This window comes from Aquimarina rubra (assembly GCF_042684305.1).
Taxonomy (GTDB): domain Bacteria; phylum Bacteroidota; class Bacteroidia; order Flavobacteriales; family Flavobacteriaceae; genus Aquimarina; species Aquimarina rubra.
Map to the genome: position 1 here is coordinate 1 of NZ_JBHULE010000004.1, position 26,999 is coordinate 26,999.

Genomic DNA, 26,999 nt, shown 5'->3' on the forward strand with positions numbered 1-26,999 from the left:
TCACTTTTTCAATTGATCTAAAACAGTATTTTTTAAATGAGCGAGGACTATAGGTTTCAGCTTTATTTTCTTTCAAGAGTGTTGCTTTCGCACTGCTGATTACATCCTTAATTATTGTTTACAACGCCAAATATATGAATCGGAGCAAGGCAAGTATACCTGAATCAATTGATCTATCTGCGCATTTTTATTTCTTATTAAACTTATAAAAATTTAGCGCCACTGCAAAAAAGAAAAAACCTTTTGATCTAGCACTAAATTGCTCTAATTTCATATATAATGTTAGCCACTGGCTTTTTCCGTTACTTTATTCACTTTTACATAAAACCAAGGTGAAGATTCAAATCCGTTTTTCTCGTCATTCATATATTCCACCATTTCAGTCCATTTATCATTTTCATTAATCAGTCCGTATTCGTTTATTTCAATTCCGAATTTTTCTATTAGGTCATTTGCCAAATCGTGGCAATGAAAACTGTGAAATTCACTACTATCTTCAATTCCGATCAAGTCGTATCCTAAAGTTTATTCGTCATTATTTTCGGGAATTCCAGTTTTTAGATTTATTGAAAGTCCGATTTCTCCGAGATTTGTCTTTTCAGGATTGAATATTTTTAGTAATTCATTTCTTTCTGATTCTGGAAAGTTTATACTCAAAATTTCACTCTCTGAATTGGGAAAAAATGAGTTTTTGTATTCAGTTAGAGTTTTTAAATCAGCAAATGTGCAAATCCATCCGATTTTGTTTTCCTCCATTTTTTTGTCCGTCCAATTTTGAACTTCTTTTATCAGTTTCTCGTTAAGATTAAAATCTGATTTTGTTTCTGAATCAATTTTTTTTCCGTTTTCAGTCCACGAAATTGACCAAGCGTCAAAAAATGAATCATTTATACAAGTGCTACAAGTATATAATTTTTTTCCTTCGTAAGTTCCAAAATTAGAATCACGAAGTTTAATTAAATAGTATGCTCCAACATAGTATTTCAAACTTTTTTGTATTGTACCTAACGTTTAATATATGTGTCGTAGCGGGGCAAAATGTTACCTTGCTTTTCGATTTTTCTGCGTATTGGTTGCTAATTTTTCCATTCTGCAAGCATTGCGCCTTACCAAAAATACAACAACTATTCGATTCATCACTTAACTGCTATGACATCATATATCTTGTTGTGCATAGTTATTTTTTCCAAATTCCAAATTCGTCCCGGATAATATTTATTATCTCGCACATATAAATCAATTCATCATTATCAGGATAATGTTTTAGATAACTTTCTGGATTGGAGTATTCGAAATGATTGATTTCTTCTTGTTGTTTAACACTAACTATGAATCCAGTTCCATCAGTGATCATAACTTTTTCTTTAGATGCTAAATATTCTTCGTAAACTTTGCCTCTGATTGTATCTATAACTTTTTTTACATCTCCACGCTTAACCATTTTCCATTGGATTTTTCTCATATCTGATAAATCCAAAATATGACTACGAACGAAGTTTTGAAAAACGAATTCCAAATCACTTTTTGATTTTAGCATTTGCTTTTCCGTCCGCAGTTCAGCTGCTCCATCAACTTTTGCGTAATGCTCATAAAATTCCGCTGTCCATTTATCGGATTTATCCTTAAACATTCTAAAAAGAGAAGAATAATTAGTTATTCCACCGCCTTGATAAATTCGAACTTCAGTTTCGTAAGTTAACGAGTCAGTTAAATTAAGATCAGAATTAATTTCGGAAAGATTTTGAGAATAAAAATTAAGACTTAATAATAGAATCAAAAATAATATTATGTTTTTCATCGATTGAATTAGTTTATCCGAAACTAAGTTTATTGAGTCAATTAGGTAAATCAGAATGAGTAAACCATTCTCTTGAGTTAGTCAACTATTGTTTTTTACAATTATGCACAACGGTTGGGCTATGGTTTCGTTACGGAATGGTACGCGAGTATCATTCCGCAGTAACCATAAAAATAGCAAAAAGGCTCGAAATTCCGATTAGGAATTTCAGCCGTAATGAACTATAGCATCAATGAAAAAGCAGTAAGTCCAGTATCTTTAAAGTTCACAAAAACAATAAGATATGAAAACTGAACTGACTACCCAATCAAATTTATACATTGGTATTGATATTCACAAGCGAAGTTGGAAGATACATTGCTCCACTGATTTATTTTCTGGTAAATCGTTTACCATGCCTCCTAAGCCAGAGGTTCTATTAGAATATGTTACTAAACATTTTCCAGATTACAGAGTTACAACTGCTTACGAAGCTGGCTGTTGTGGTTACTATGCCCATCGAAAATTTGAGAGTTATGGTTGGAATTCCTTAGTAGTAAACCCAGCAGACATTCATCGAAAAGGCAAGGAGAAATATACAAAAACAGATAAAATAGATGCCCAACTGATTAGTAGAGAATTAAAAGATGGAAGACTAGAAAGTATTCATATTCCTGAATTAAAACAGGAACATCTTCGGAGTCTTTTTAGAAGGCGTAATGATTTGGTTAAGGATTATAGACGCGTAAAGAGCTATATAAAAATGCAATTATTATATTTTGGTATTACTATTCCTGAAGAGTTTGATAATGATCATTGGAGTCATAAATTTCGTTATTGGGTAGATGGAGTTGTTTTTAGATATTCTACAGCTCGTGAGACCTTAGATAGTAGGATGCGTTATTTTAGATTTATAGATAAAGAAATACGAGATGTATCAACTAGGCTACGAGCTTATTGCCGCAAACATTATAAAAAGGATTATTATTTGTTGAGGAGTATCCCTGGTATTGGAGGTGTTGTAGCTTGTGGTATTATAAGTGAATTAGGGGATTTACGTCGTTTTAACAGTATTAAACATCTAGCAGGTTATGTCGGGTTAGCTCCTGGTATCCATCAAAGCGGAGACCATCAAAGGAGTAGTGGAATCACAATGAGAGCCCATCGATTGATGCGAAGCTATTTTATAGAAGCCTCTTGGCAGGCTATACGTACAGACCCAGTAATGCAAGGCTATTATCGTAAACATTTAGGCAAAAATGTAAAGACAATAATCATTAAGGTGGCTCGCAAATTATTGAGTCGAACCTTAGCAGTAATCAAAACAGAGATACCTTACTCTGTAGGAGTCATAGAATAATTAACAGATAACAAAGCTCACAAAGAAGTAGTAAAGCCTGTATCACAAAACAACGTGGGTGAATCAGTATTATTGATATCACATTTTTATAGCAAGTGAACAGGTTTATTATAGCTTATAATCATACAGATGCTGGTGACGGCTCTAGAAGCTGATCACATATAGGATGCGGAGCAAGTTATAAAGTATTTAAATGTTGACAATTTGCAACAAAAGGAAGAGAATTGCCAACATTTAAACACTTCAAAGTAATCATTATGAGATAATTAAAATATAAATATTAACTTTGAAAAACTGAGCTAGTGCTTTTCCTATGAACCATTGTTGGCAAATCGTTTTTTATTTCTTAATCAATGCATTTTCTGTACCGAAAAATGATTCTATGGTTTCACTCGATATTTTATATTTATTCTTGAAATATTTTTTCAGTTTTTCTCCATATTCAATCAAATCCGTGTTAATCAAATGCGATGCACTTGGTAAAGATTTTCCTAGGATTGTATATTTACCATCAATATCGGGTATTTTAATATTTTTCACAAACTCTTCTTCTGTTGGAAAACACCCAACAGCCTGATAGATTGTTGGATAAACTTTTCGATATTTTAAGTGTCCTCTTACTCCAATTTCCATTTCAATTGGTCCATAAATACAATTAATTGCAGGTGTAATATTCCTGTATTCATCAAATCTTATTTTATCTATTTTTTCAAAGTCATTTCTTAAAGATAAATTCTTGTCTTTTTCATTCGGATTAATAAAACTCCAATCATATGTGTCATCATAATTCGAATACATTTTAATAATTTGAATTAAATCTAATAATGAATATGACATAGGTAAATCCATCTGTATAAAAACGTTTCCTTGAGCATAGTTTTTAATCGAAATAGTTGCTGTTTTAGCAATTATATATTTTGACATAAATTATTCTTTTTTTTACCAGTAAATCATCTTATTTATCAACATTCTCAAATGTTTGCCAACGTTTAGCTATGAGTAGTGCGGGAGCTGAAAATCACTGGTTTTCGTACTAGCACTGAGCCAAAGTTTATGTTTTGTTTTTATCTTTTCTAAAATACCAAATTTAATACTTTGGCGACAAATCAAATAGGTAATAACCTTTCGATTAAACTCAAACCCCGCATTATCGTATAGGTGTTGTTATATGCTGTTTTAGTCATACCAATAAAAGTAAAATTTATTTGGTTTTTCGTTTTCTAAATCTAATATGTAAAATGCGTCAACATAATCGTGTTTGCTTCTTATAGCATTAATTTTAAATCCTTTTTTACAGTCTTCTTTTTTTGCTTGTATGGGAAATAGTTTACAAATTTCTTTATACGAAGTTGAATTATCTATTCTCATTCCAGAATATTCTAAATAATTATTCTTTATTTTAAAATCTATCGATACAAATCCAACTTCACCATTTAATTCTTCATATTCAATTCCATTTTTATAATAAAATTTAACTTTGAAATCTTGATAAATCCATCCACCGTCACCGAGTTCAAAATATTGGTCTGTATCTTCAATGATGTACAAAATACCATTTTTATATTTTCGCTTAATTTTATAAGAATAATCATCTTTAACAACATTAAATGATCTTATACTATCGGGTTTTCCAATATAATTTAATAGTCTTTTTAAAGATGTATGAGCTTTTAACTTACCATTAATTAAAAAATCTGCATCATCAATACCTTTTGGTTTTAGCTTAGATGATAATTTTTTTAATGATTTTATATAACCATTAAAAGCATAGCCTATTTGCCCATTTAGTAATTTTATTTTAACCCAGTTGCCATTAATTTCACCATCCTCTTTATCAATAACCGTTTCGGTTTTGTCGATAAGATTTTCAATAATCTCTATAGGTTCTAAATATCTTAAAATTGCAATACGTTTGGAATTAACTGATGGTTTTTCTCTTAATGAAAGCCTGTCAGCAATTGTGTAAAAATATTCTTTTTCATATTTAATAGTAGGTTTTTTATTAACGGGAATTTTTCTATCAATTTCAACAACCGAATCAGAAATATTTATACTTTTATTATAATCCGTTATTCTTTGGTTTTTGTCTTTACAAGATAAAAGTGTTATAAATATAATTAAGAATTTAATTTGATATTTCATTTTAGTTCTTCTAATATATGCTAACGTCTCTTGTATGGTGCGTTTGCATCCCGAAGGGTGCATATGCATTATACAAATTGTTATGTAACTTTTATTCTTTTAAATATGTCTTCTTTAAGTCCTTCAACTGTAATGTTAAACCTTTCAAAATTCTCCTCCAAAATATTTATGTGCTTTTCGTCAGTACAGCTAACATATTTGACTGCTTGTTTAAATATTAAGGTATCTACCATCATTCTTAAAAGTGGAGGGAAATCTTCTCTACGATCTGTTTTCATAAATAATCTTGTACCCGATAGAGGGAATAAATAATCATCTTTATAAACTTCAGGGTTTTGTTTTTCGAAAATTACGGGGTTATCAGAACATAAAAAAGGTAGTTCGTTAGAACTCTCTATTATAGTATAAGGAGTTCTGCAATTGTAGTTATAACCTCTTGTAGAATCCATTAATGAATTATGAAACTTGTAACCTTTTAAAAAGATTTCCGAATTTTTGAATTTTTCTTCTATTTCAGGGTCACTTATTCCAAGTTCATCAACCATAGACACTCCCAAACTATTTAAATCATTATTTTTTATTATTTTTTTGAGTTCTTCTCTTTTATGGGGCAGTCTCCAATACATTAAACTGACAAAATGATTTAGAGCAGGCATATCATTTTCGTCCACTCCGTGCCTGGTAGAGTGGTCCTCAGAATTTATTTTATTAATGAGCTTAGCTACATCATTGTCAAACTTCTTGTAATATTTGGATTCTAAAGAGTCATCACTATAATCTCCGATAGAAATAGTGTTGTCATTCTTTTTAAAGAAATACGATTCAGGAGAAAAATCCTTTCCGTCTTTTACAAATCTTTTGTTTTGGACGTCATAAATCTTAAATTTATTAGATTTCTTAGTGAATCCTTTAAGATAGAAAACTGGTAAGTAATGATGTCGCCAAGATATTTTTGTCATTAATTTTTTTATGTTACATAACGTTTAATATATGTGTCGTAGCAGGGCAAAATGTTACCTTGCTTTTCGATTTTTCTGCGCATTGATTGTTAACTTTTACTTTTTGCAAGCATTGCGTCTTACCAAAAATACATTAACCTTTCGATTCATCACTTTGCTGCTATGATCACATATATAGTGTTGTAACACGTTTTTTATTAATCATACTTATGGAAGTAACCAAAATCTCCATCCACCAAAATATTTATGATAATTCTGTTCAAAGGTCAATAAACTTGATGCTTTTGGTAATTTATTTTCAACGGCATAATAATTATACACTTGTTTATTACTAAACTCAATTATTTCGTTAGACCTCATATTTAAAACAAAATATTCATTCTTGAAATCATAAAAAAAATGGTTTTGATCAAATTTTCCACAGAAAAATTCATCTTTTGTTAGAAATCTTGAAATACTGATTTCATTTGCGTCTTTATCCTTGTATCCTTTTAAGTTAGAAAATTGCCAATTTGTGTTATCCACTATATTCCAATAACCAATTGGAATTCTTGGGCCATCACCAAGTCCATGATTTCCCCAATATGTAAAAGAATATATAAGTAATAATGCAGAGATGATCAATCCAAATCTGAACCAACTGGATTTCTTATTATCTATTATTTTTTGGAGATAATGATTTTTTTTTAAATTGTTTATCATCGTCATGATAGCAATTAAAATCAAAGAATAGATTGATGCTAAAATTCCAATTTTAAAAAGCATAAATATGAGGTGCCCTAAAACTTCCATTTCATTCTGTTAAATGTGTTACAACAATGCTATAAAAGCAATTGTGTTTATTTTTATTATAACAACCGTTTACAAACGTATAATAAACGTATAATAAACGTTTAATGCGACGGTTACATTTTGTTTTTCGTTTTAAAAATAGTATAAAATTTCCCATATAGCAAAATGATATATACCTTGGGACTTTGCTAAAAACAAAATGCACGACCAAAAAGTCGTGCATTTCAATACATATATCTTAGTAATAAGTTATACTACAAACAATGGTTTATCTGCCATCATAGCATTTACATCATTTGCAATATTGTGTAATTCCTCTTCATTTTCTACATTTTGGATCACCCTGTCAATAAGCTCTACAATTTCTAACATAGCATCCTCTTTTAGTCCACGCGTGGTAACCGCTGCAGTACCAATACGAATCCCAGAGGTTACAAACGGTGATTTATCATCAAACGGTACCATATTCTTATTTACCGTAATCTCAGCAACGCCCAATGCTTCTTCTGCTTGTTTTCCTGTTACTCCTTTATTACGCAAATCGATCAACATCATATGATTATCTGTCCCCTGAGAAATAACCTCATACCCTTTCTTTACAAAGGCCTCTGCCATTGTAGCAGCATTTTTCTTTACCTGGATGATATAGTGTAAAAACTCATCGGTTAATGCTTCTCCAAAAGCAATCGCCTTGGCTGCAATAATATGCTCTAAGGGTCCTCCTTGATTTCCCGGAAATACAGCACTATCCAATAAAGAAGACATCATACGTTTCTTTCCACTCTTCAGAGTAATGCCAAAAGGATTTTCAAAATCTTTCCCCATAATAATCAATCCTCCTCTTGGGCCTCTTAATGTTTTATGAGTTGTTGTAGTTACCACGTGACAATGAGGAACAGGATCAGCAATAATACCTTTAGCAATCAAACCTGCAGGATGTGCTATGTCTGCTAATAAAAGAGCTCCTACGCTATCCGCAATCTCTCTAAATCTTTTGTAATCGATCTCTCTGGAATATGCAGATGCTCCGGCTATAATTAATTGTGGTTTTTCTGCTGTGGCAATTTCCTGAATTTTATCATAGTTTAATCTACCTGTCTCCTTCTCTACTCCATAAAAAACCGGGTTGTATAATTTACCCGAAAAGTTAACCGGTGATCCGTGTGTTAAATGACCTCCGTGAGAAAGATCAAAACCTAAAATTTTGTCTCCAGGTTTTAAACACGCGTGGTATACTGCTGTATTTGCCTGCGATCCAGAGTGTGGTTGTACATTTGCATATTCTGCACCAAACAGTTCTTTTGCACGGTCTATAGCAATTTGTTCTACTACATCTACCACAGAACAGCCTCCATAATAACGTTTGCCGGGATACCCTTCTGCATATTTATTAGTTAATACCGAACCGGCTGCTTCCATCACCTGTTCGCTTACAAAATTTTCTGAAGCGATTAATTCTAATCCATTAATCTGACGCTCTTTTTCGTCCTGAATTAAATCAAAAATCTGTTCGTCGCGTTGCATGTTATTTAATTTATAAAATAGATGTCCAAAAATAGGAACAATCCATAAAATAAGTGGATGGAATATTAATTAATATGAACATTTTCTTCACAATTAGAAATATCACATTTTTTAAGTAACTTTCACATAAATAAAATATGTAAAACGTTCTAAAATTATATATTTGATGATAAGAACTACCAACAACTTATTAAAAAAACGATAATGCCCATAACCGCAAATAACCCAAAAAGAAAAACATGGATTAAAACTCCTACGAATACTGATTTCCCAATTCAAAATATTCCTTTTGGAGTTTTTCTCACCAGAGATGATGTCATCACTATCGGAACGAGAATTGGAGATACCGCTATTGATCTGGGAGCACTACATCAACTTGGCTATTTTGAAGGAATTCCGTTAACAGATGATATCTTTTTACAGGATTCTTTAAATGATTTTATTTCTGACGGAAAAAAAACCTGGAGACTTGTACGTAATCGGATTGCTGAAATTTTTGATGCAGAAAACGATGCACTAAAAAAAAATAAAGAACATTGCAAAATAGTCTTGTTTACACTAGACGAAATAGAAATGCAATTGCCGGTAACTGTTGGAGATTATACGGATTTCTACAGTAGTATTGAACATGCCACCAATGTGGGAACTATGTTTAGAGATCCTGATAATGCATTGCTTCCTAATTGGCTGCATATACCTGTTGGATACCACGGACGTAGTAGCTCTATTATTCCGTCAGGGATTCCGGTCCATCGACCACAAGGTCAGAAACTGATCAATGGTACCGAAAAACCAATTTTTGGACCATCAAGGTTAGTAGATTTCGAATTAGAGATGGCTTTTATTACTACAGATGCTAATCAGCTTGGAGAACCCATTCCTATTGAAGAAGCAGAAGACTATATTTTTGGGTTGGTATTATTTAATGACTGGAGTGCCAGAGATATCCAAAAATGGGAATATGTTCCTTTAGGACCGTTTCTTGCAAAGAACTTTGCTTCATCAATATCCCCTTGGATTGTTACACTCGATGCTTTAGAACCGTATCGTGTAGCTGGACCAAAACCTCTAAAAGAGCAATTACCATATCTTCAGTATACCGGTAAGAAGAGTTTTGATATTAATCTGGAAGTTGCGATACAACCCGAAAAAGCTAAAGAGACCATTGTTTCTAGAAGTAATTTTAAGCACATGTACTGGAATATGTCTCAGCAATTAGCACATCACACGGTTAATGGATGTCCCGTAAACTCTGGAGATATGATGGGTAGCGGAACCATTTCTGGACCAACTCCGGATTCATATGGTTCCATGTTGGAATTAAGCTGGAGAGGAGAAAAACCTGTACAACTAAAAGAAGGTGGTAGCCGTAAATTTATAGAAGATAACGATACTGTTATTATGAGAGGACATTGCGAAAAAGACGGTGTTAGAATAGGTTTTGGAGAAGTATCTACCAAATTACTACCTGTTTTTAAGAAATAAAAAACATCATAATATATTCAAAAAACCTCAAAATAATCTTCTTTGAGGTTTTTTTGTTACCTTTTGGCACCAAAATTGAAACAAGTACCCCAAACCTATTGCACTATGAAAAGAATTTTACTTTTATTATTTGTTACCGTATTTACAATTTCTTGTGGTGGTAAGAAGAAAACTTTTACTGCATTAAATACAGGAAATTATGATCAGGCGATTAATACCTCTATTAGTAAACTAAGAGGAAACAAAAACAAAAAGGGAAGACAAGATTACATTCTTATATTAGAAGAAGCATTTGTAAAAGCTGTAGAACGTGATATGAATGCTATCGCTTTTCTTGAAAAAGAAGGGAACCCTGCAAATTTGGAGAGAATCTATAATTCTTATAGCACCCTAAAAAGCAGACAAGAACGAATTCGTCCTTTGTTACCTCTATATCACGTTGAGCAAGGACGTAATGCTAATTTTTCTTTTGACAATTATGACCAAAGGATACTAGATACCAAAGAAAAATTATCTACTTACTTATATAACAATGCAAAGTCATTACTTTCTAATGCAAGAAGAAAAGCAGATTATCGTAACGTTTATGATGACCTGGTGTATTTGAATAAAATCAGTCCTGGATATAAAAATACCAAAGAGTTAATTGAAGAAGCTCATTTTAAAGGTACTGATTTTGTAAAGGTAACTATGAGGAACCAAACCAATGTCATTATACCAAGAAGACTAGAAGATGATTTATTAAACTTCAGCACCTATGGATTAAATGATCTTTGGACAGTATATCATAACTCTCCTCAGCGTTCTGTAAAATATGATTATCTGATGGAAGTTTCTTTTAGAGAAATAAACATCTCTCCGGAACAGATTAGAGAAAGACAACTAGAAAGAGAAAAATTAGTTAAAGACGGTTGGGAATATCTGTTAGATGAGAATGATGAATTTGTGCGTGATGAGGAAGGCAACAAAATCAAAGTTGATAAAATGGTAACTGTACGATGTGAATACTATGAATTTATACAATTTAAAGAGGCACAAGTTGTTGGTAATGTACAATACAAAGATCTTAATACGAAACAATTGCTCGATGCTTTTCCGCTTTCAAGCACTTATGTTTTTGAGCATGTGTATGCTAACTACAATGGCGACAAACGCGCGTTAGATGATGATTTGATTCGATATTTAGGGTTACAGGCAGTTCAATTTCCTACGAATGAGCAAATGGTATATGATTCCGGGCAGGATTTAAAAAATAAATTGAAAAGTATCATAACAAGGTATCGTTTTCAGTAGTAAAAGATTCACTAAACAAAGAGGCTGCAAATAAATTTTGCAGCCTCTTTGTTTTTTAAAGTATATATGCTGTTAAATAAACTGATGTAAAACCTGTGGTGTAATTGCACTATGAGAAGCGTGATGCACTGCTACTCCGTTACGAACTACAATAAATTGAGGAGATTCGTGATACACCTGAAATTTTGCAGCTATTTCTGAAGAAACATCTCTATAATTTAATAAATCAAGATAAAACAAATCCACCTGATTTTCTGAAAGATCAAAACTACTTTCAAAATTTCTAATCGCCATTCGGCTAATACCACATCGTGTAGAATGCTTAAAAATAGCTTGTGTTTTCACTTTTGAAGCCTCTGCAATAGTTTCTAATTGCTCTATTGACTTTAGTTCCTGCCAAGGCAAAGCTTGTTTCTCTTCTTTTGGATCTTTATCATCCGACCCAAATATTTTTCCAAATAATCCCATATTCTCTTATTCTTAAAATCATTACAAACTTAACCAAATGATTTCTATTAATTGATAATTATCAGGTTTTGTCGAAATAGAATCAGTAACTTTACAATACGTCAAAAAGTCAGTAAAACCAAGTCTTAAGAAGACATTTTGACGTGTTTACAGAATAGGAACGTTATTTGATTTTATCGTATCAAAGAAAAAAAACAGATATGAATTTTAATAATTTCACCATAAAATCACAAGAGGCTATCCAGCAAGCACAGCAGCTTGCTCAAGGTTATGGCCATCAGCAAATAGAGAATGAACATATTTTCAAAGCTATTTTTAATGTAGACGAAAACGTGCTTCCTTTTCTATTAAAAAAGCTTAACGTAAATATTTCAATTTTACAACAGGTACTAGATAGCACGCTGGAAAGTTTTCCAAAGGTAAGCGGAGGAGAAATACAATTATCACGTGAAGCTGGGAAATCGCTAAATGAGGCGAGCATTATTGCCAAAAAAATGGATGATGAATATGTATCCATCGAACATCTGGTCATTGCTATTTTTAAATCTAAAAGTAAGATTGGTCAAATTTTAAAAGATCAAGGTGTTACAGAAAAGCATCTTAAAGAAGCTATTAATGAAATACGCAAGGGAGAACGTGTAACATCTCAAAGCGCCGAAGAAACCTATCAATCTTTAAACAAATATGCTAAAAACCTAAACGAACTTGCAGAAAACGGTAAACTGGACCCGGTTATAGGTCGTGACGAGGAAATTCGCAGAATTCTTCAAATTCTATCGCGCCGTACTAAAAACAATCCTATGTTGGTAGGAGAACCAGGTACCGGTAAAACGGCGATTGCTGAAGGTTTAGCACATCGTATCATTGCAGGAGATGTCCCGGATAATTTACAGGATAAGCAAATTTATTCTTTAGATATGGGAGCCCTTATTGCTGGTGCAAAATTTAAAGGAGAATTCGAGGAACGCCTTAAAGCCGTAGTAAAAGAGGTTACATCCAGCGATGGAAACATTGTATTGTTTATCGATGAAATCCATACGCTAGTTGGCGCCGGTGGCGGGCAAGGCGCAATGGATGCCGCAAACATTTTAAAACCTGCGTTGGCAAGAGGTGAATTAAGAGCTATTGGAGCCACTACCCTAGATGAATATCAAAAGTATTTTGAAAAAGATAAGGCATTAGAACGACGTTTTCAGAAAGTTACCGTAGATGAGCCTGATACAGAAAGTGCGATTTCTATCCTTAGAGGAATCAAAGAAAAGTATGAAACACATCACAAGGTTAGAATCAAAGACGAAGCGATTATTGCAGCGGTAGAATTATCTCAAAGATATATCACTAATAGATTTTTGCCGGATAAAGCAATTGATTTGATGGATGAAGCTGCTTCTAAATTACGAATGGAAATTAATTCTAAACCAGAAGAGTTAGATGTATTGGATCGTAAGATCATGCAATTAGAAATCGAGATAGAAGCGATCAAACGTGAAAATGATGAGTCTAAATTGAAATCACTAAATGCAGATCTTGCCAACTTTAAAGAAGAACGAAACGAGATTTTCTCGAAATGGCAAAGCGAAAAAGAAGTGGTAGATGCTATTCAAAATACGAAGAAAGATATAGAAGAATACAAACTGGAAGCAGAACGCGCTGAACGAAATGGTGATTACGGAAAAGTAGCCGAATTACGTTACGGAAAGATTAAGGATGCTCAGGAAAAACTGGAAGTGTTACAGGAACAACTTAATCAACAACAAAGTAAATCCTCACTAATCAAAGAAGAAGTTACCAATGATGATATTGCGGAAGTTGTTGCTAAATGGACCGGAATTCCTGTTACCAAAATGTTGCAAAGTGATCGTGAAAAGCTTTTGGTTTTAGAAAAAGAACTACAAAAACGAGTTGTAGGACAAGCCGAAGCCATACAGGCGGTTAGTGATGCGGTGAGACGAAGTCGTGCAGGACTACAAGATCAGAAAAAACCAATAGGTTCGTTTTTGTTCCTAGGAACTACAGGAGTTGGTAAAACAGAATTAGCAAAAGCACTGGCAGAATATCTATTTAATGATGAAAGTGCTATGACACGAATTGATATGAGTGAATATCAAGAACGTCATGCTGTAAGCAGATTAGTAGGTGCGCCTCCTGGGTATGTTGGTTATGAAGAAGGTGGTCAATTAACTGAAGCCGTAAGAAGAAAACCTTATTCTGTAGTACTATTAGATGAAATCGAAAAAGCGCATCCGGATACTTTTAATATCCTGTTACAAGTATTGGACGAAGGGCGATTAACAGACAACAAAGGGAGAACGGCTGATTTTAGAAACACCATTATTATTATGACCAGTAATATGGGAGGTCATATCATTCAAGAAAAATTTGAAGCAGTCAAAGATGTAGATACTGCGATGGAAAGTGCCAAGATTGAGGTCTTAGGATTATTAAAGCAAACCGTTCGTCCGGAGTTTCTGAATAGAATTGATGATATCATTATGTTTACTCCTCTAACTAAGGAAAATATTCATGAAATTGTAAAGCTTCAATTAAAACATGTTTCTAATATGTTAGCACAGCAAAACATTACTCTGGATGCTACAGATGAAGCAATTTCTTTTCTGGCAGATAAAGGCTTTCAACCAGAATTTGGTGCAAGACCAGTAAAACGTACTATACAAAAAGAAGTGCTAAATTCTTTATCCAAAGAAATTCTTGCAGGAAAGGTTTCAACCGAAAGTATTATTTTATTGGATGAGTTTGATAGCAATTTAGTATTCAGAAATCAAAGCGATCTAGTGCTTTAGATGACGATACTGTTAATTAATTCTTAAAGAAAAAAGGTGGGTTTTTGTTAAAAACCCACCTTTTTTTACACTTTTTAATGAACCTTTAACAGTCATTAATCTTTCAGATAATCAGATTATTACGGTAAAACCGTAGTTATTAACAAACATATTCTTACATAGTTGATAACTAATTCTTACAAGAGATAAAGTTTTAAGTAAATTGGTATGCAATGAAACCAACTTTAATATTATCTCTTTGTATCCTTTCATCGACCATATCTCTTGCACAAAGTAAGAGGGAAATTTTAGCGGATATCAAAAGTAAGTATTTACTTATCCGTGAACTTGTAGATAATAATACACTTCGACAATATTATTCGGATTATACCTGTGATGAATCTGTTGAGAAAGGAACTCTAACGTTTTATTATAATAGTCGCGAACTAAAGCATATTGTACATCAATATACACAAGGATATGTATCCTATAAAGACGAATATTATATTTGGGATGATCAACTGTTCTTTGAGTTTTCTACACACAAGATTAAATATCATGATTATGAGAAAAACAAAAAGAAAAAAATTCAGAAAGTAGATGTAGTATTGACACTAGAGGAGCGTTTCTATTTTCACAATTTTGAGCCCGTAAAATGTCAATTCAAAGATTTTGAAACCCGAAGTAACAGATTAAAAAACCCAAAAACTAATTACGTAAGAAATCAGACTGCAGATTGTAGTCAGGCTACTAGAATTATTGAAAAATACAATGTACTTCTAGAATATCAAAACGCCAACATTGAAGATGAATGTTCACTTCCAAGAAGCATTTCGAGGATAGTATCAGATGATATCCTTCATAGTACTCTAAATAAAAAACAATAAGCCTTATTTAATCACAATACGTTTGACCACTGACGTATTGTTATAATTGATTCGCATCATATACAATCCCGAAGATAGATTCAGATCAACCCTGGTAGTTTCTTGGAAGGGTTGACTGGATAACAATTTATTTCCCAGTGTATCAAAAACCTCAAATTCTCCTTGCTTACCTTTTGCAAACACTATGATATGATCATTGGCGGGATTTGGATAAATAGAAATTTCAGATTTTTCGTTCTCATCTACGGATAACGTATTAGACCAAGTCTGTCCCACATTATTCCCCCAGATATACTCTACCAAATTAGGTTGATCGATAAATGGATTTCGATTAAATTGCCAGGTATAAATAATATTATTTCGATTCATTTCAAAATCATCAGGAGGATCATTTCTATGCCAATCTAATAGAGTGGTTAAATCACCAAGTTCTGAAATTGTATTGTCCGTATCTTCCGGAAAACCATTAACGACTTGTAAAGCATTATACCTTATTACAAGAAAAAAAATGCCTCTCGCAACATCACCTTTCCAACTCCCTTGATTCGCTGTTGGACCATTGTATTCTCCATAATGTTTATTTCCTCTGGAACTATTTTCATTAGAATCTGTGGCTCTCAGACCATGTGCATCTGAATTAGCGTGGCGCAAAGAATCCGCATTTGTGGTAAAAAATCCGGACATACCATCTGCTATGTCATCAAATTCTCTGTAGTCTCCAAATTCTCCTCTCGATCTTGGATATGTATGTTCTCGATTCCAGCTATCACTTGCATCTGTAAATCCTGCAAAGTCCAACTTCGCACGATTTTGTTCTGTGTACAATAACCAAACTTGATTACTATTTTCCGGGCTTTGATCTGCACTACTCAGAATCTCAACAATATCTGCATAAGAATGAGTTCTTACCGTTGCAGGATCTGCTACAATATCCTGAATTGCTTGTACCAAAGCAGTATCTGCTAATCCTTCTAAAGGATCGTAATAATTTACCGGTGCAGTATTTACAACATTACCAAAAGTTGGATTCAATGGAGTTCCCCAGGAAGCTACCGTAAAATCGTTATCCACAATTCGTACTTCTTTATTGTCATTAAGGCGCACAAAACCTGAAGGAATGGTCCCAAAAACAATTTTCATAACCTCATCTCCTTCATCATCTGTGTCATCAATAATCTGAATCGTATTGGTAGTGGTATTTGTACCTGTAGGAATAGTTACAGAGACACTACCTGAATAATCTGAAGTAGTAAAACCTTGATTAGTAAGTATAAAATCAAAAGTAAGGTCGCTTGTAACACTTGTCTCAGTGGTAAAAACAATATCAATACTATCTCCTTCGTCATATTGATCTTGTGAAGTAGTAATTAAAATTCCATTAAACTGAACCCCACTTCCATCATTTAGAGCTCCAGGCGTCGGAGTTTTTACTTCGTATGTACCATCATTTTTTCGTTGAATAGATTCTGTAGTTTTATTGTTATTTTCATCTTCATTGATTTGTTCCATTAATCCTAACAAAGTCATAAGGCCTGTATCATCCGGATCATCAGTATCGTGTATTAATGCATCCAATAAATTAGTTGTAGTTGCTTCTGTACCCTCCGGAAAATCGACATCATTACCTAAATAAATTGCCACTGCATCAGCTCCATTCTGTATAGTATTTTCGAATAATAAGAAATCTGGTACCGGTGAAACTTCGGGGCCACCTATTAAGAAAATCCCATTAGCATCTGTAGTATAACCATCAAGATCGAGTGTAAAGTAACTGGAATCACCTCCACTAGTAGAACCATTAAACAATACTAAAACTAATCCATCTAAAGAAAAATTAGGCGTATCGGATTTTAATTCTATGAATTCTTGTGTATCTGTACCAGGAGTATCCGAATCTAATTCATTAATCACAACCTGTGCGAAAGAAAATTGAAAAAATAGTATAGTAAGAACTAAAAGGTAGGTGTTTTTCATAACAATAAAATTAGCGTTACAAGATAGGTATAATCTGTATTTTATGAAGTTATCTTTATATTAAAATTCGATTCATCAAAAAGAGTAAAAAACATTACACAATGTTAAAAGTCTATTATAAATTATACCAATCGGTATAATTTAACTATATTTGAAGTATAATTTTTTCATAAATGCTTACCAAAGCTAAAAAAACTACAGATTTTATAATTCAGACGGTTGCTCCTATTTTTAACAAAAATGGATATGCAGCGACCAGTTTGAGTGATATTACCAAAGCTACCGGATTGACAAAAGGTGCTATTTATGGAAATTTTAAAAATAAAGAAGAATTAGCAATTGCTGCTTTTACGATGACAGTAAAGAATATGCTAAGACGTATAACCGATCATCAATCACTTAGTGACTCTCCGATTGAAAAATTATTTTTAGTTACCGATTTCTACCGTAATTACTACAATTATAGCCAGGAGTTGGGCGGTTGTCCTGTACTAAATATGGGCGTCGATGCAAAACATCAAAATGTTGCTCTTTTCAAGTACGTGCAATACACAATCGATAAAATACAAAATAATGTTGCCCGTCTTATTGATGATGGAAAACAAGAGGGAGAAATAATACCGGAAACTGACTCCGTTCTCTATGCAAAACGGCTATATACTATGATAATTGGTGCGATCTTTATGACCCATACGATGGAAAATAACAGTTATCTATTGCAAACAATGGATCAAATTGACACTATGATTCAGAATGAACTAAAAATTTAAAAACATTTTTTTTGAACTAAAATATACCGATTGGTATAAAAATAAAAACATTATGACTACACTACCGAAAATATTAGAAAGTAAAGCTAAAATCAGATTTCAACATTGTGACCCTTTTAATCATCTTAATAATGCAGAATATATTAATTATATGATTAACGCAAGAGAAGATCAGATCATAAATTACTACAATCTGGATCTTTTTAAAATGGCTCAAACACAAGGCATTAGTTGGGTTGTTGGCTCCAATCAAATTGCATATCTACGCCCGGCATTTTTAATGGAAGATATTATTATTGATTCACAACTTTTCTCTTGTACCGAAAATGAATTACACGTAGAAATCCGTATGTGGAATCACGATAAAACTGAGTTAAAAGCTGTGATGTGGAGTTCTTTTGTACATTTTAATTTACTCAAACAAAAACGCTGGAACCACACCCCCGAACTAATGGAATTATTCAATTCTATACTCAATCCTTTAGAAGAAAAAGCATTTAACGAAAGAATTACTCAATTAAAACCACAAAAAGTGTAACATATCCTTTTCTGAAGAGTCTTATATATACATCAATCAACAAAACCTAACCAGTATGAAGTCTTCTGGAGATCTTGGCTCCTCTCAAAAAAAGAGAAGTTCATATTTTTTTATTGGATTTTTTATTATAGCTATTCTTTCTATGACCATTGTCGCATGGCAATTGGGCGTATTAGGATAATACTAAGAAATATTTTTCAAAAAACTCCTCTAAAATAGCATAAGCCTACTATTCGTTTCTACTTGTATTAGGTCAATTTTGTGTATGCTATTTTTCACTTCAATATTGTGCTTTCTAATAGCAGAAAATTCTCTCCTTACTGTCCTTACTTTATTTTTTAAACCTGATTAATTCTAATTTCGTCGAAAAACTTCTGTTTATAATACTAAATACTACCTTCCAACGTTTTTGTAAAATCTGGTCAACCAGTGTAAACGATATTTACTAAACTCCTCAAATTCAGATTATGAAACTTAACTTTACATCTAAAAATCAATTTGTCTTATCAATATGTACGCTTTTTGTCATATCAATTTTCAATTCTTCGGTATGCGCTCAGACAGTCGTACAAAAATATGGGAGATTACAAGTAAACGGAAGCCATGTAACTGCAGAAAACGGAGATAAGATAAGTCTCGCCGGAATGAGTTTATTCTGGAGTAATGCTGGCGATGGCGGTGATTTTTATAATAGTCAAACGGTAAATCATCTAGCCGATGATTGGAAAAACCCTATCATTAGAGCAGCTCTAGGTGTTAAAGAAACTTGGGATGGAGGAACCGGATATATTGATAACACTGTAGCCCAAAAAGCTAAAATCAGAACCGTTATCGATGCAGCCATTGCTAAAGGTGTTTATGTTATTATAGACTGGCACACACATGCAGCAGAAGTATATAAAGATGAAGCAGTAGCATTCTTTACTGAAATGGCAGAATTGTACGGAAGTTATGACAATGTTATTTATGAAATTTACAATGAACCCATTAACCAATCCTGGAACGATGTTAAAAATTATGCTACAGATGTTATTGCCGGAATTCGCTCTAAAGATTCAGATAATTTAATCATTGTAGGAAGCCCAACCTGGTCACAGGATGTAGATAAGGCTGCTGCAAATCCTATCACCGGAGATCCTAATCTAGCATATACGCTACATTTCTATGCAAATACACATAAGCAATTTTTAAGAGATCGCGCATTAGCTGCAATGAATGATGGCATTGCACTATTTGTAACAGAATGGGGAACCACTGATGCAAGCGGAAATGGTGGATACAATCCACAAGAATCTGAAATCTGGCTAAATTTTATGATTGAGAATCATATCAGCTATGTAAACTGGACCGTTGCTCACAAAAATGAAGATTCGTGTGTTGTGAGCCCTGGCTTGGGTGTGCAAGGACTCATAAACGGAAATTTAACAACATCAGGAATATTTATCAGAAACCATCTAATTGCAAGGGCCGAAGCCTTAAGTATTGATGATTTCACGATTAATAACGTAAAACTTTCACTAGACCAAAATCCAGTGAAGGATGTTCTATCAGTAAATTCTACTATCGTGATTGATGATCTTACTATTTATGATATGAGTGGAAGATCTGTTTTTTATAAAAGTGTGAATCAGGATCATCCGCAGGTTAACATTAACAACTTACATTCAGGCAACTACATTTTAAAAGTGGGAGCTAATAACACATCTACTACAACAAAATTCATAAAGCTATAGATTCATAAAAATCTTATAAAACTTATATTTGTAAAGCCTCTAAGAACTATATTAGAGGCTTTATTATTTCATATGATCAATAAAATCATTTTACATTGTATTTGTGCACTGATTCTAAGTCAAATTTTGACTTCCTGTACCAATATCACCCAAAGTCCTTTTAAAATTGATTATCTAGATGAATATGTGATCTATAACGATTCCATTTTTGAAGACTCTCGAATTGGAGGACTTTCTGGAATTGAATACCATAAAGAACAAAATGCATATTATATTGTCTGCGATGATGCTAAAAACCCAAGATTTTACAAAGCATTTATTTCAATAGAAAATAATAAATTCACTACAGTAACCTTCGATCAACTAATCAAAATTAAAGATCAAAATAATCAGTTTTTAAATAAGAACATAGCTGATCTGGAAGCTATCCGAACTTTTAGGGAAAATAAATTCGTATTTACCAGCGAAGGATCCATCAAAAACAATTTTAATCCTGCTATTTTTGTTACGGATGCTGCTGGAAATTATCAAAGTATATTTCAACTTCCGTCCTACTTCTTGGTAGATAATGTTTCAAAAAACAAACCCAGACATAACGGAGTTTTCGAAGGGTTAGTAAATGATATAAATAACAAAGGATATTGGGCAGCTATGGAACTTCCGTTAGAATATGATGGCAAAGAACCTACGCTTAACGAATCCGGAGCTCCTGTAAGGATTACACATTTTAGTACAAATACGAATCAAGCAGATTTTCAATTTACATATCCTCTTGACAAACTTACTAAAGACCCCAAAGATAAATTTGGAGTAAATGGTGTAACTAGCTTATTACAACTTAATGAAAATCAATTCCTTATTATTGAACGAGGATATGCAGCAGGTTATGGAACACAAGGAAATACAGTAAGACTATATTTGTGTGACATTCAAGAAGCAACAAATACTTTGAGTTTCGATTCTTTACACAACCAAAAATATCAATCCGCTACCAAACGATTGCTCTTTGATTTTGAAACGATTAGAAATCAACTAACCGATCAAATAGTAGATAACATAGAAGGAATTACGTTTGGTCCAACATTAACAAATGGTAATCAATCACTAATTCTAATATCTGATAATAACTTCAACCCCATTTCCGAACAAATTAATCAATTGATATTACTCGAACTTTCTAATACTCCATAGTCATGAAAATTAAATATATTTCAACTACACTTTTAGTATTACTTCTGGTTTTATTCTCTGGCTGTGCTAAGAAAACTGTAGAAAATAAAAACACTACTACCTATATTTTAGTTAGACATTCTGAAAAAGATCTTAGCGATCCTACTAACGGAAATCCAAACCTAACTGAAGCAGGAAAAAAAAGATCAGAAAACCTTGTTAATATACTTGCTAATATTAAAATTGACAAAGTATATAGTACAAAATATGCCAGAACATTACAGACTGCCGAACCCATAGCTAAGGATAGAAATATTGAAGTCACTAAATACGACCCGAAAAAATTATATGATGAGGAGTTTCAAAAACAGACAACAGGAAAAACTTCTGTAATAGTTGGGCATAGTAATACAACTCCCGCATTTATCAATAAAATAATCGGTCAAAAGAAATATGATGACATCGATGAAAAAGACTATAGTAAACTTTTTATTATCAAAATTACGGGAGATGTAATTACAGATACTGTGCTTAATATTGATTAACAACAGTCTTCTTCTAGATAAACATAGATATTCTCTAACTCAATTTTAGACAGTAGTTTTAATTGTTCTTTTTCAAATAATACATCTAATTCAGATAAAGGTGTAGAGAGATCTTTCACTTTATAATTATTGTAGTCTACAAATCGAATTCCGTTAATCACTCTTGCATTATAGGCTTCTCTAAATCGAATACCTCCTCCATCCACTGCATATTTGTAAGCCAGGTAATCAACAGTAAAGTTCTCTTTATGCACCCAGTACATAAATTCATCTTCAAAATCAGTTCCACCACCTTCCTGATCAAAAGTAACTTTAACTTTATAATAAGATGAGCCTTTTATTTTAGACTCACCTATAAGTTCTTTATTCACGGCAGGTGCATTTAACCCATAGGGTAAGTTTGCAAAATAATGCACAGAATTTACGCCATCACTAATTTTAGCAACCATAGAATCCACAACTTTTACAAGGCAATTTTCTATAGATCTGGATAACCCATCGTTACTTACAATATCGTGAACTAAGCCATCCTTACCTGCTATTAATCTTTCTAATTGATAACGTCCATTATTACGTGTGCTTCTATATTCTTTCCCTCTAAAAGTAAAATGAATCTTTGCTTCCTCAAACTTAGATCCTCCTGCTTTCTCAATAGCCCTGTCAATAATTTGTTCTGCAGAAAACTGGAAGGAAATTGTTGTGAAAGAAGCCAAAAACACACTCAATATTAAAAATAAAAACTTCTTCATAAATTGTCTATTAATCAGAAAACTAAAATAATGGTTACACCACTAATAGTTGTAATAATTTTGTTAAACTAAAGCATACATTATTTAATACTGCTCGCATCAAATAATTGAATCCACTTAGTCATTTATCAATAAGAAAACTTTCAAAAGACTATCCAATTTTAAGCCTATTTTTTTTTAAATTTTCAAAAAGATAATTATTTTGCGATTCCTAAATCATTATGAATACTATGAAATATATTTTACTACTTCTGGTTTGTATAGCAACACAACCATTATTAGCACAAGATGCTGCGACCTACGAAAAAACAACGAAAGCTTTTCAGGAAAATTTTAATGCGCAGAATATAGATGCAGTCTTTGATTTATACGCCGCAGAAATGCAGGAAGAAATGACCAAAGAAGGAGTTACTCGTTTTATTAAAGGATGCCACTCTCAATTTGGAAATTTAAATACACTGACTTTTATAGAATCAGCAGAAGGAATCAACAGTTATACTGCGGCTTTTGATAACATCAGCCTGGTCATGGAACTAAAACTAAATGCTGATGGTAAAATTGCAACAATTCAATTTCAGGAACCTTAAAAAGTTTTTACTATAATATAAATCACAAAGCTTTCTTTAGGGAAAGCTTTTTGTATTTTTGTACTCTTTGCAAACCTTCTTTTGCACACAAATTATGAATCAGAACAGAATCAATATACTTAATAGAAAAGCCAAATTCGAGTACGAATTTTTGGATAAATACACCGCTGGAATCAAACTCGTTGGCACAGAGATTAAAGCTATTAGAGAAGGGAAAGCCAGTATAGCAGAAAGTTTCTGCGAATTTCATAATAACGGAGAACTCTTTGTGATTAATATGCACATAGAAGAATATTCTCATGCTACTTATTTTAACCATAATCCAAAAAGCGAACGAAAGTTATTGCTAAACAAGCAAGAACTAAAAAAACTGGAAAAAGAGGTTAAAAACTCAGGGCTAACTATTATCCCTACTCGATTATTTGTAAATGATCGTGGCTTGGCTAAACTGGATATTGCGCTTGCCAGAGGTAAGAAACTTTATGACAAACGAGAAACTATCAAAGATAGGGACAACAAGCGTGCTTTGGATCGAATTAAAAAGGACTATAAATAAAATAGATAAATCTACCTGAGTTTACGACTTAAGGATTTAATTTTTATTTTAGAATAGAATATTCTTTTCATTTTCTATTCTCCATCTGCTAAAAGCTCGTTTATCATTTCTTTTATCGTAGAAGTATCTGCTAAAGACAAAAGTGAATTAATTTTATCACATTTTTTAATGTCATAAAAATTAACTAAATATTTTATCAATTCCATCTCCTCTGATAGAACAGCATGATGAAACGCAGTGAAGTTATCAACATCAGCTAAATACAAATCTGCTCCAGAGTCAATAAAAAACCTAATCAAATCTTTATTTCCCTTTTTTACACTTGATATTAATGGCGTTGATAATCTGTACTCTTCACTATGAGCATTAATATTTGCACCTTTATCAATAAGAACTTCTGCTAACTCTAATGATTGAACCATAATAAGTACAGGATCATCTTCTGATATTTGTTCTATTCCTTTATCAAACAACAAATCAACAAATTCTGAAAAATCTTCATTAACTGCATTTTGCAAAGGAGTTGGAGATAAACCTACTATACCATTTGGATCTGCACCTTGATCGATTAATAATTGAGCACTTATTAATCCAGGTAATGTATGGTATTCTTTTTTCCTATCTCGCGTTCGATACGATTCAGTGCAAAAATTCAAAAAAGGAGTATTATATTCTTCATTTAAATTAACATCAATACCCGTATTAATTAAAAACTCAACAATGTTTAAATTATCACGTTCAATAGCTGTTTTTAGAGCTGACTGTAAACCTTCATTAGCTCCATTTTCAACTAAATATTTCACTAAATTTTCATCTCCTTTTAATGCTGCTTGCTCAATAGGGTAAAAAATGTCACACTTTACATTTACATCTACCCCGTATGATACTAAGAGTTCTAAAATATCAAGTTTTTGATCTTCTTTCCAAGAAGAAATAACTCTATAAAGTATTGTTTCAAAAGGATAATCAGATTCTTGATAATTAATATTAGCTCCTTGTTCTAATAATATTTTAATCTTTGAAATATCATCAGGAGTATATTTTCTTTTATCAACAAGCTCAAATAATTCATTTGTAATTTCATTATTATATTTCATCGAATAGGTTTTAACTTTTCAAAATAAACATTATGAAAAATTCAAATCTTTTTAATTCTTATCTTCTAATAAAGGCACAAAGCGGAACTCCCCAAACTCATGTTTTTCAAATTTAGTTTCAGTTTTACGAATAAATAAGGTCATGACCTGCGGATCATTACCCACAGGAATCACTAACCTACCTCCTATTTCTAACTGAGCCAGTAAAGGCTTTGGAACATATGGAGCTCCTGCAGTGACAATAATACCTTTATATGGTGCATATTCAGGTAATCCTTTATAACCATCTCCAAAAGATAGATGTTTAGGGCGATATCCTAACTTAGGTAAAAACAACTTTGTCTTTTTAAACAGTTCCTGTTGTCTTTCTATACTAAACACCTTGCAACCTAGTTCACACAAAACAGCTGTTTGGTAACCAGAACCCGTTCCGATTTCTAATACTTTATCTCCACGTTCTACCTCTAATAGTTCTGTTTGAAAAGCAACCGTATATGGCTGAGAAATAGTTTGATCAGCTCCAATTGGAAATGCTTTATCCTGATATGCGTGATCGTCAAAACCAGAATCCATAAATAAATGTCTAGGTATCTTACTAATAGCAGCAAGAACCGATGGGTCTTTAATTCCTTTGCCGATGATTATGTCGACTAGCTGTTTTCTTTTACCAGCATGTTTTAGTGTATCTTTAGATTTCATTAGGGTAGATTAACAGGCTAAAATTACATAAAGATTTTAAAGAATAAAGAACAATTTTAGCATTAAACTGATTATTTTACATTTTAGATAGAATTAAGATTTAGAATTTATAAATAATACTATTTTTGTGTAAAATCTTGAATTATGCTCAAAGCCGGAGTACTTGGCGCAGGACACCTTGGAAAAATTCACCTACGTCTCCTGGAACAATCCGAAAAATATGAACTTGTTGGTTTCTATGATGCCAGCGAGACACAAGCAAAAGCTATTGCAGAAGAGTTTGGTTACCAATTATTTAATTCTGTTGAGGAATTAATTAATGCTGTAGATGTTGTAGATATCGTAACACCTACTTTTGCACATTTCGAAGTTGCGAAACAAGCTATAGAAGCCGGGAAACACGTTTTTATAGAAAAACCAATTACCAATACGGTTGAGGAAGCAGAAAAGCTAATCGAATTGGCCAAAACTCATAACGTAAAAGGACAAGTAGGTCACGTAGAACGTTTTAATCCTGCATATACCGCAGTGGCTAATAAGATTGATAATCCAATGTTTATCGAAGCGCATAGACTGGCGGAGTTTAATCCTCGTGGAACCGATGTTCCTGTTGTATTAGATTTAATGATTCACGATATCGATGCGATTCTTAGCGTGGTACATTCTGATGTAAAGAATATTAGCGCCAGTGGAGTTTCTGTTATTAGCGAAACCCCAGATATTGCTAATGCCAGAATTGAATTCGAAAATGGATGTGTTGCCAACCTTACCGCAAGTCGTATTTCCTTAAAGAATATGCGAAAAGCAAGGTTTTTTCAGAAAGACGCCTATATCTCTGTAGATTTCTTCGAGAAAAAATGTGAAGTCGTAAAGATGAAAGATGCTCCGGAAAAACCAGGTGATTTTGATATGATTTTGCAAAATGCAGAAGGTGTAAAAAAACAGATCTATTTTGATAACCCTGAAGTTCCCTCGAATAATGCAATACTGGATGAGTTAGATACCTTTGCAGAAGCCATAAATAATAACACAACTCCAATCGTTTCCTTAACTCAAGGTAAAAAAGCATTAGAAGTAGCGTTACAGATCATAGCATGTTTTCGTAAGGCTTAAT

General features: G+C 32.7%; 27 protein-coding genes. 14 read left to right on the plus strand and 13 right to left on the minus strand.

What is annotated here, in order from left to right; all coding sequences use genetic code 11:
* Positions 1–282 precede the first annotated feature (282 nt).
* The 3 genes from ACFSR1_RS03510 to ACFSR1_RS03520 all read right to left on the minus strand — a co-directional run bounded on the left by ACFSR1_RS03510 (position 283) and on the right by ACFSR1_RS03520 (position 1,798).
* Entirely contained in the window at positions 283–510 is a 228-nt protein-coding gene (locus ACFSR1_RS03510; protein ID WP_378289692.1) for a hypothetical protein, read from the minus strand.
* Between the two features lie 15 nt (positions 511–525).
* Complete coding sequence (locus ACFSR1_RS03515) at positions 526–987, minus strand: hypothetical protein (protein ID WP_378289694.1); 462 nt, start codon at positions 985–987, stop codon at positions 526–528.
* A 190-nt stretch (positions 988–1,177) separates the two neighbouring features.
* Positions 1,178–1,798, minus strand: a complete 621-nt coding sequence (locus tag ACFSR1_RS03520) for a hypothetical protein (protein WP_378289696.1) — start codon at positions 1,796–1,798, stop codon at positions 1,178–1,180.
* A 283-nt stretch (positions 1,799–2,081) separates the two neighbouring features.
* Here ACFSR1_RS03520 and ACFSR1_RS03525 point away from each other — a divergent pair, with 283 nt between their 5' ends.
* Positions 2,082–3,137 carry an IS110 family transposase gene (locus ACFSR1_RS03525; RefSeq protein ID WP_378289697.1) on the plus strand — a complete coding sequence of 352 codons (1,056 nt, stop codon included), beginning with the start codon at positions 2,082–2,084 and terminating at the stop codon, positions 3,135–3,137.
* A gap of 339 nt (positions 3,138–3,476) precedes the next feature.
* Here the strand turns inward: ACFSR1_RS03525 and ACFSR1_RS03530 are convergent, their stop codons facing one another.
* From ACFSR1_RS03530 to glyA, 5 genes are all read right to left on the minus strand, one after another.
* The gene (locus ACFSR1_RS03530; protein WP_378289699.1) at positions 3,477–4,061 is read right to left on the minus strand and encodes a hypothetical protein; all 585 of its coding nucleotides are present in this window, start codon (positions 4,059–4,061) and stop codon (positions 3,477–3,479) included.
* A 252-nt stretch (positions 4,062–4,313) separates the two neighbouring features.
* Entirely contained in the window at positions 4,314–5,279 is a 966-nt protein-coding gene (locus ACFSR1_RS03535; RefSeq protein ID WP_378289701.1) for an SH3 domain-containing protein, read from the minus strand.
* A gap of 80 nt (positions 5,280–5,359) precedes the next feature.
* Positions 5,360–6,238, minus strand: a complete 879-nt coding sequence (locus ACFSR1_RS03540) for a DUF4238 domain-containing protein (RefSeq protein WP_378289703.1) — start codon at positions 6,236–6,238, stop codon at positions 5,360–5,362.
* Between the two features lie 207 nt (positions 6,239–6,445).
* Positions 6,446–7,030, minus strand: coding sequence for a hypothetical protein (locus tag ACFSR1_RS03545; RefSeq protein ID WP_378289705.1), 585 nt, complete (start codon positions 7,028–7,030; stop codon positions 6,446–6,448).
* Between the two features lie 249 nt (positions 7,031–7,279).
* The gene (gene glyA / locus ACFSR1_RS03550; RefSeq protein WP_378289707.1) at positions 7,280–8,554 is read right to left on the minus strand and encodes a serine hydroxymethyltransferase; all 1,275 of its coding nucleotides are present in this window, start codon (positions 8,552–8,554) and stop codon (positions 7,280–7,282) included.
* Positions 8,555–8,758: 204 nt separating this feature from the next.
* Here glyA and fahA point away from each other — a divergent pair, with 204 nt between their 5' ends.
* Complete coding sequence (gene fahA, locus ACFSR1_RS03555) at positions 8,759–10,039, plus strand: fumarylacetoacetase (protein WP_378289709.1); 1,281 nt, start codon at positions 8,759–8,761, stop codon at positions 10,037–10,039.
* Positions 10,040–10,144: 105 nt separating this feature from the next.
* On the plus strand, positions 10,145–11,332 hold the full coding sequence (locus ACFSR1_RS03560; RefSeq protein WP_378289711.1) for a hypothetical protein: 1,188 nt from the start codon (positions 10,145–10,147) through the stop codon (positions 11,330–11,332).
* A gap of 72 nt (positions 11,333–11,404) precedes the next feature.
* Here the strand turns inward: ACFSR1_RS03560 and ytxJ are convergent, their stop codons facing one another.
* A complete protein-coding gene (ytxJ, locus tag ACFSR1_RS03565) occupies positions 11,405–11,800 on the minus strand; it encodes a bacillithiol system redox-active protein YtxJ (protein WP_378289713.1) in 396 nt (131 codons plus the stop codon).
* Between the two features lie 200 nt (positions 11,801–12,000).
* On the opposite strand from ytxJ, the gene clpB reads away from it, so the two are divergent.
* Both clpB and ACFSR1_RS03575 read left to right on the plus strand, forming a co-directional pair.
* Positions 12,001–14,601 (plus strand): ATP-dependent chaperone ClpB, encoded by a 2,601-nt coding sequence (clpB, locus tag ACFSR1_RS03570; protein ID WP_378289715.1) that lies wholly within the window; start codon positions 12,001–12,003, stop codon positions 14,599–14,601.
* Positions 14,602–14,813: 212 nt separating this feature from the next.
* Positions 14,814–15,467, plus strand: a complete 654-nt coding sequence (locus ACFSR1_RS03575) for a hypothetical protein (protein WP_378289717.1) — start codon at positions 14,814–14,816, stop codon at positions 15,465–15,467.
* A 3-nt stretch (positions 15,468–15,470) separates the two neighbouring features.
* On the opposite strand, the gene ACFSR1_RS03580 is transcribed toward ACFSR1_RS03575, so the two are convergent.
* Entirely contained in the window at positions 15,471–17,441 is a 1,971-nt protein-coding gene (locus tag ACFSR1_RS03580) for an endonuclease (protein WP_378289719.1), read from the minus strand.
* Between the two features lie 173 nt (positions 17,442–17,614).
* Between ACFSR1_RS03580 and ACFSR1_RS03585 the strand changes: the two genes are divergently transcribed.
* From ACFSR1_RS03585 to ACFSR1_RS03610, 6 genes are all read left to right on the plus strand, one after another.
* Entirely contained in the window at positions 17,615–18,211 is a 597-nt protein-coding gene (locus ACFSR1_RS03585) for a TetR/AcrR family transcriptional regulator (RefSeq protein ID WP_378289721.1), read from the plus strand.
* Between the two features lie 52 nt (positions 18,212–18,263).
* Complete coding sequence (locus ACFSR1_RS03590; protein ID WP_378289723.1) at positions 18,264–18,749, plus strand: acyl-CoA thioesterase; 486 nt, start codon at positions 18,264–18,266, stop codon at positions 18,747–18,749.
* Between the two features lie 55 nt (positions 18,750–18,804).
* The gene (locus ACFSR1_RS03595; RefSeq protein WP_255424795.1) at positions 18,805–18,930 is read left to right on the plus strand and encodes a hypothetical protein; all 126 of its coding nucleotides are present in this window, start codon (positions 18,805–18,807) and stop codon (positions 18,928–18,930) included.
* A gap of 286 nt (positions 18,931–19,216) precedes the next feature.
* On the plus strand, positions 19,217–20,482 hold the full coding sequence (locus ACFSR1_RS03600) for a cellulase family glycosylhydrolase (RefSeq protein WP_378289725.1): 1,266 nt from the start codon (positions 19,217–19,219) through the stop codon (positions 20,480–20,482).
* Between the two features lie 72 nt (positions 20,483–20,554).
* Positions 20,555–21,673, plus strand: coding sequence for an esterase-like activity of phytase family protein (locus tag ACFSR1_RS03605; RefSeq protein ID WP_378289727.1), 1,119 nt, complete (start codon positions 20,555–20,557; stop codon positions 21,671–21,673).
* A gap of 2 nt (positions 21,674–21,675) precedes the next feature.
* Positions 21,676–22,197, plus strand: coding sequence for a SixA phosphatase family protein (locus ACFSR1_RS03610; RefSeq protein WP_378289729.1), 522 nt, complete (start codon positions 21,676–21,678; stop codon positions 22,195–22,197).
* Here ACFSR1_RS03610 and ACFSR1_RS03615 read toward each other — a convergent pair.
* Positions 22,194–22,946 carry a DUF6503 family protein gene (locus ACFSR1_RS03615; protein ID WP_378289731.1) on the minus strand — a complete coding sequence of 251 codons (753 nt, stop codon included), beginning with the start codon at positions 22,944–22,946 and terminating at the stop codon, positions 22,194–22,196. The two genes, ACFSR1_RS03610 and ACFSR1_RS03615, sit on opposite strands and share 4 nt — an antisense overlap.
* Positions 22,947–23,176: 230 nt before the next feature.
* Between ACFSR1_RS03615 and ACFSR1_RS03620 the strand changes: the two genes are divergently transcribed.
* Together ACFSR1_RS03620 and smpB are read left to right on the plus strand one after the other, a co-directional pair.
* Positions 23,177–23,533 carry a DUF3887 domain-containing protein gene (locus tag ACFSR1_RS03620; RefSeq protein WP_378289733.1) on the plus strand — a complete coding sequence of 119 codons (357 nt, stop codon included), beginning with the start codon at positions 23,177–23,179 and terminating at the stop codon, positions 23,531–23,533.
* Between the two features lie 94 nt (positions 23,534–23,627).
* A complete protein-coding gene (gene smpB / locus ACFSR1_RS03625) occupies positions 23,628–24,089 on the plus strand; it encodes an SsrA-binding protein SmpB (RefSeq protein ID WP_378289735.1) in 462 nt (153 codons plus the stop codon).
* A gap of 74 nt (positions 24,090–24,163) precedes the next feature.
* Here the strand turns inward: smpB and ACFSR1_RS03630 are convergent, their stop codons facing one another.
* Together ACFSR1_RS03630 and ACFSR1_RS03635 are read right to left on the minus strand one after the other, a co-directional pair.
* Positions 24,164–25,186 carry an ankyrin repeat domain-containing protein gene (locus tag ACFSR1_RS03630; RefSeq protein WP_378289737.1) on the minus strand — a complete coding sequence of 341 codons (1,023 nt, stop codon included), beginning with the start codon at positions 25,184–25,186 and terminating at the stop codon, positions 24,164–24,166.
* A 51-nt stretch (positions 25,187–25,237) separates the two neighbouring features.
* Positions 25,238–25,885 (minus strand): protein-L-isoaspartate(D-aspartate) O-methyltransferase, encoded by a 648-nt coding sequence (locus tag ACFSR1_RS03635; RefSeq protein WP_378289739.1) that lies wholly within the window; start codon positions 25,883–25,885, stop codon positions 25,238–25,240.
* A 144-nt stretch (positions 25,886–26,029) separates the two neighbouring features.
* Between ACFSR1_RS03635 and ACFSR1_RS03640 the strand changes: the two genes are divergently transcribed.
* Complete coding sequence (locus ACFSR1_RS03640) at positions 26,030–26,998, plus strand: Gfo/Idh/MocA family oxidoreductase (RefSeq protein WP_378289741.1); 969 nt, start codon at positions 26,030–26,032, stop codon at positions 26,996–26,998.
* Position 26,999: the final 1 nt, after the last annotated feature.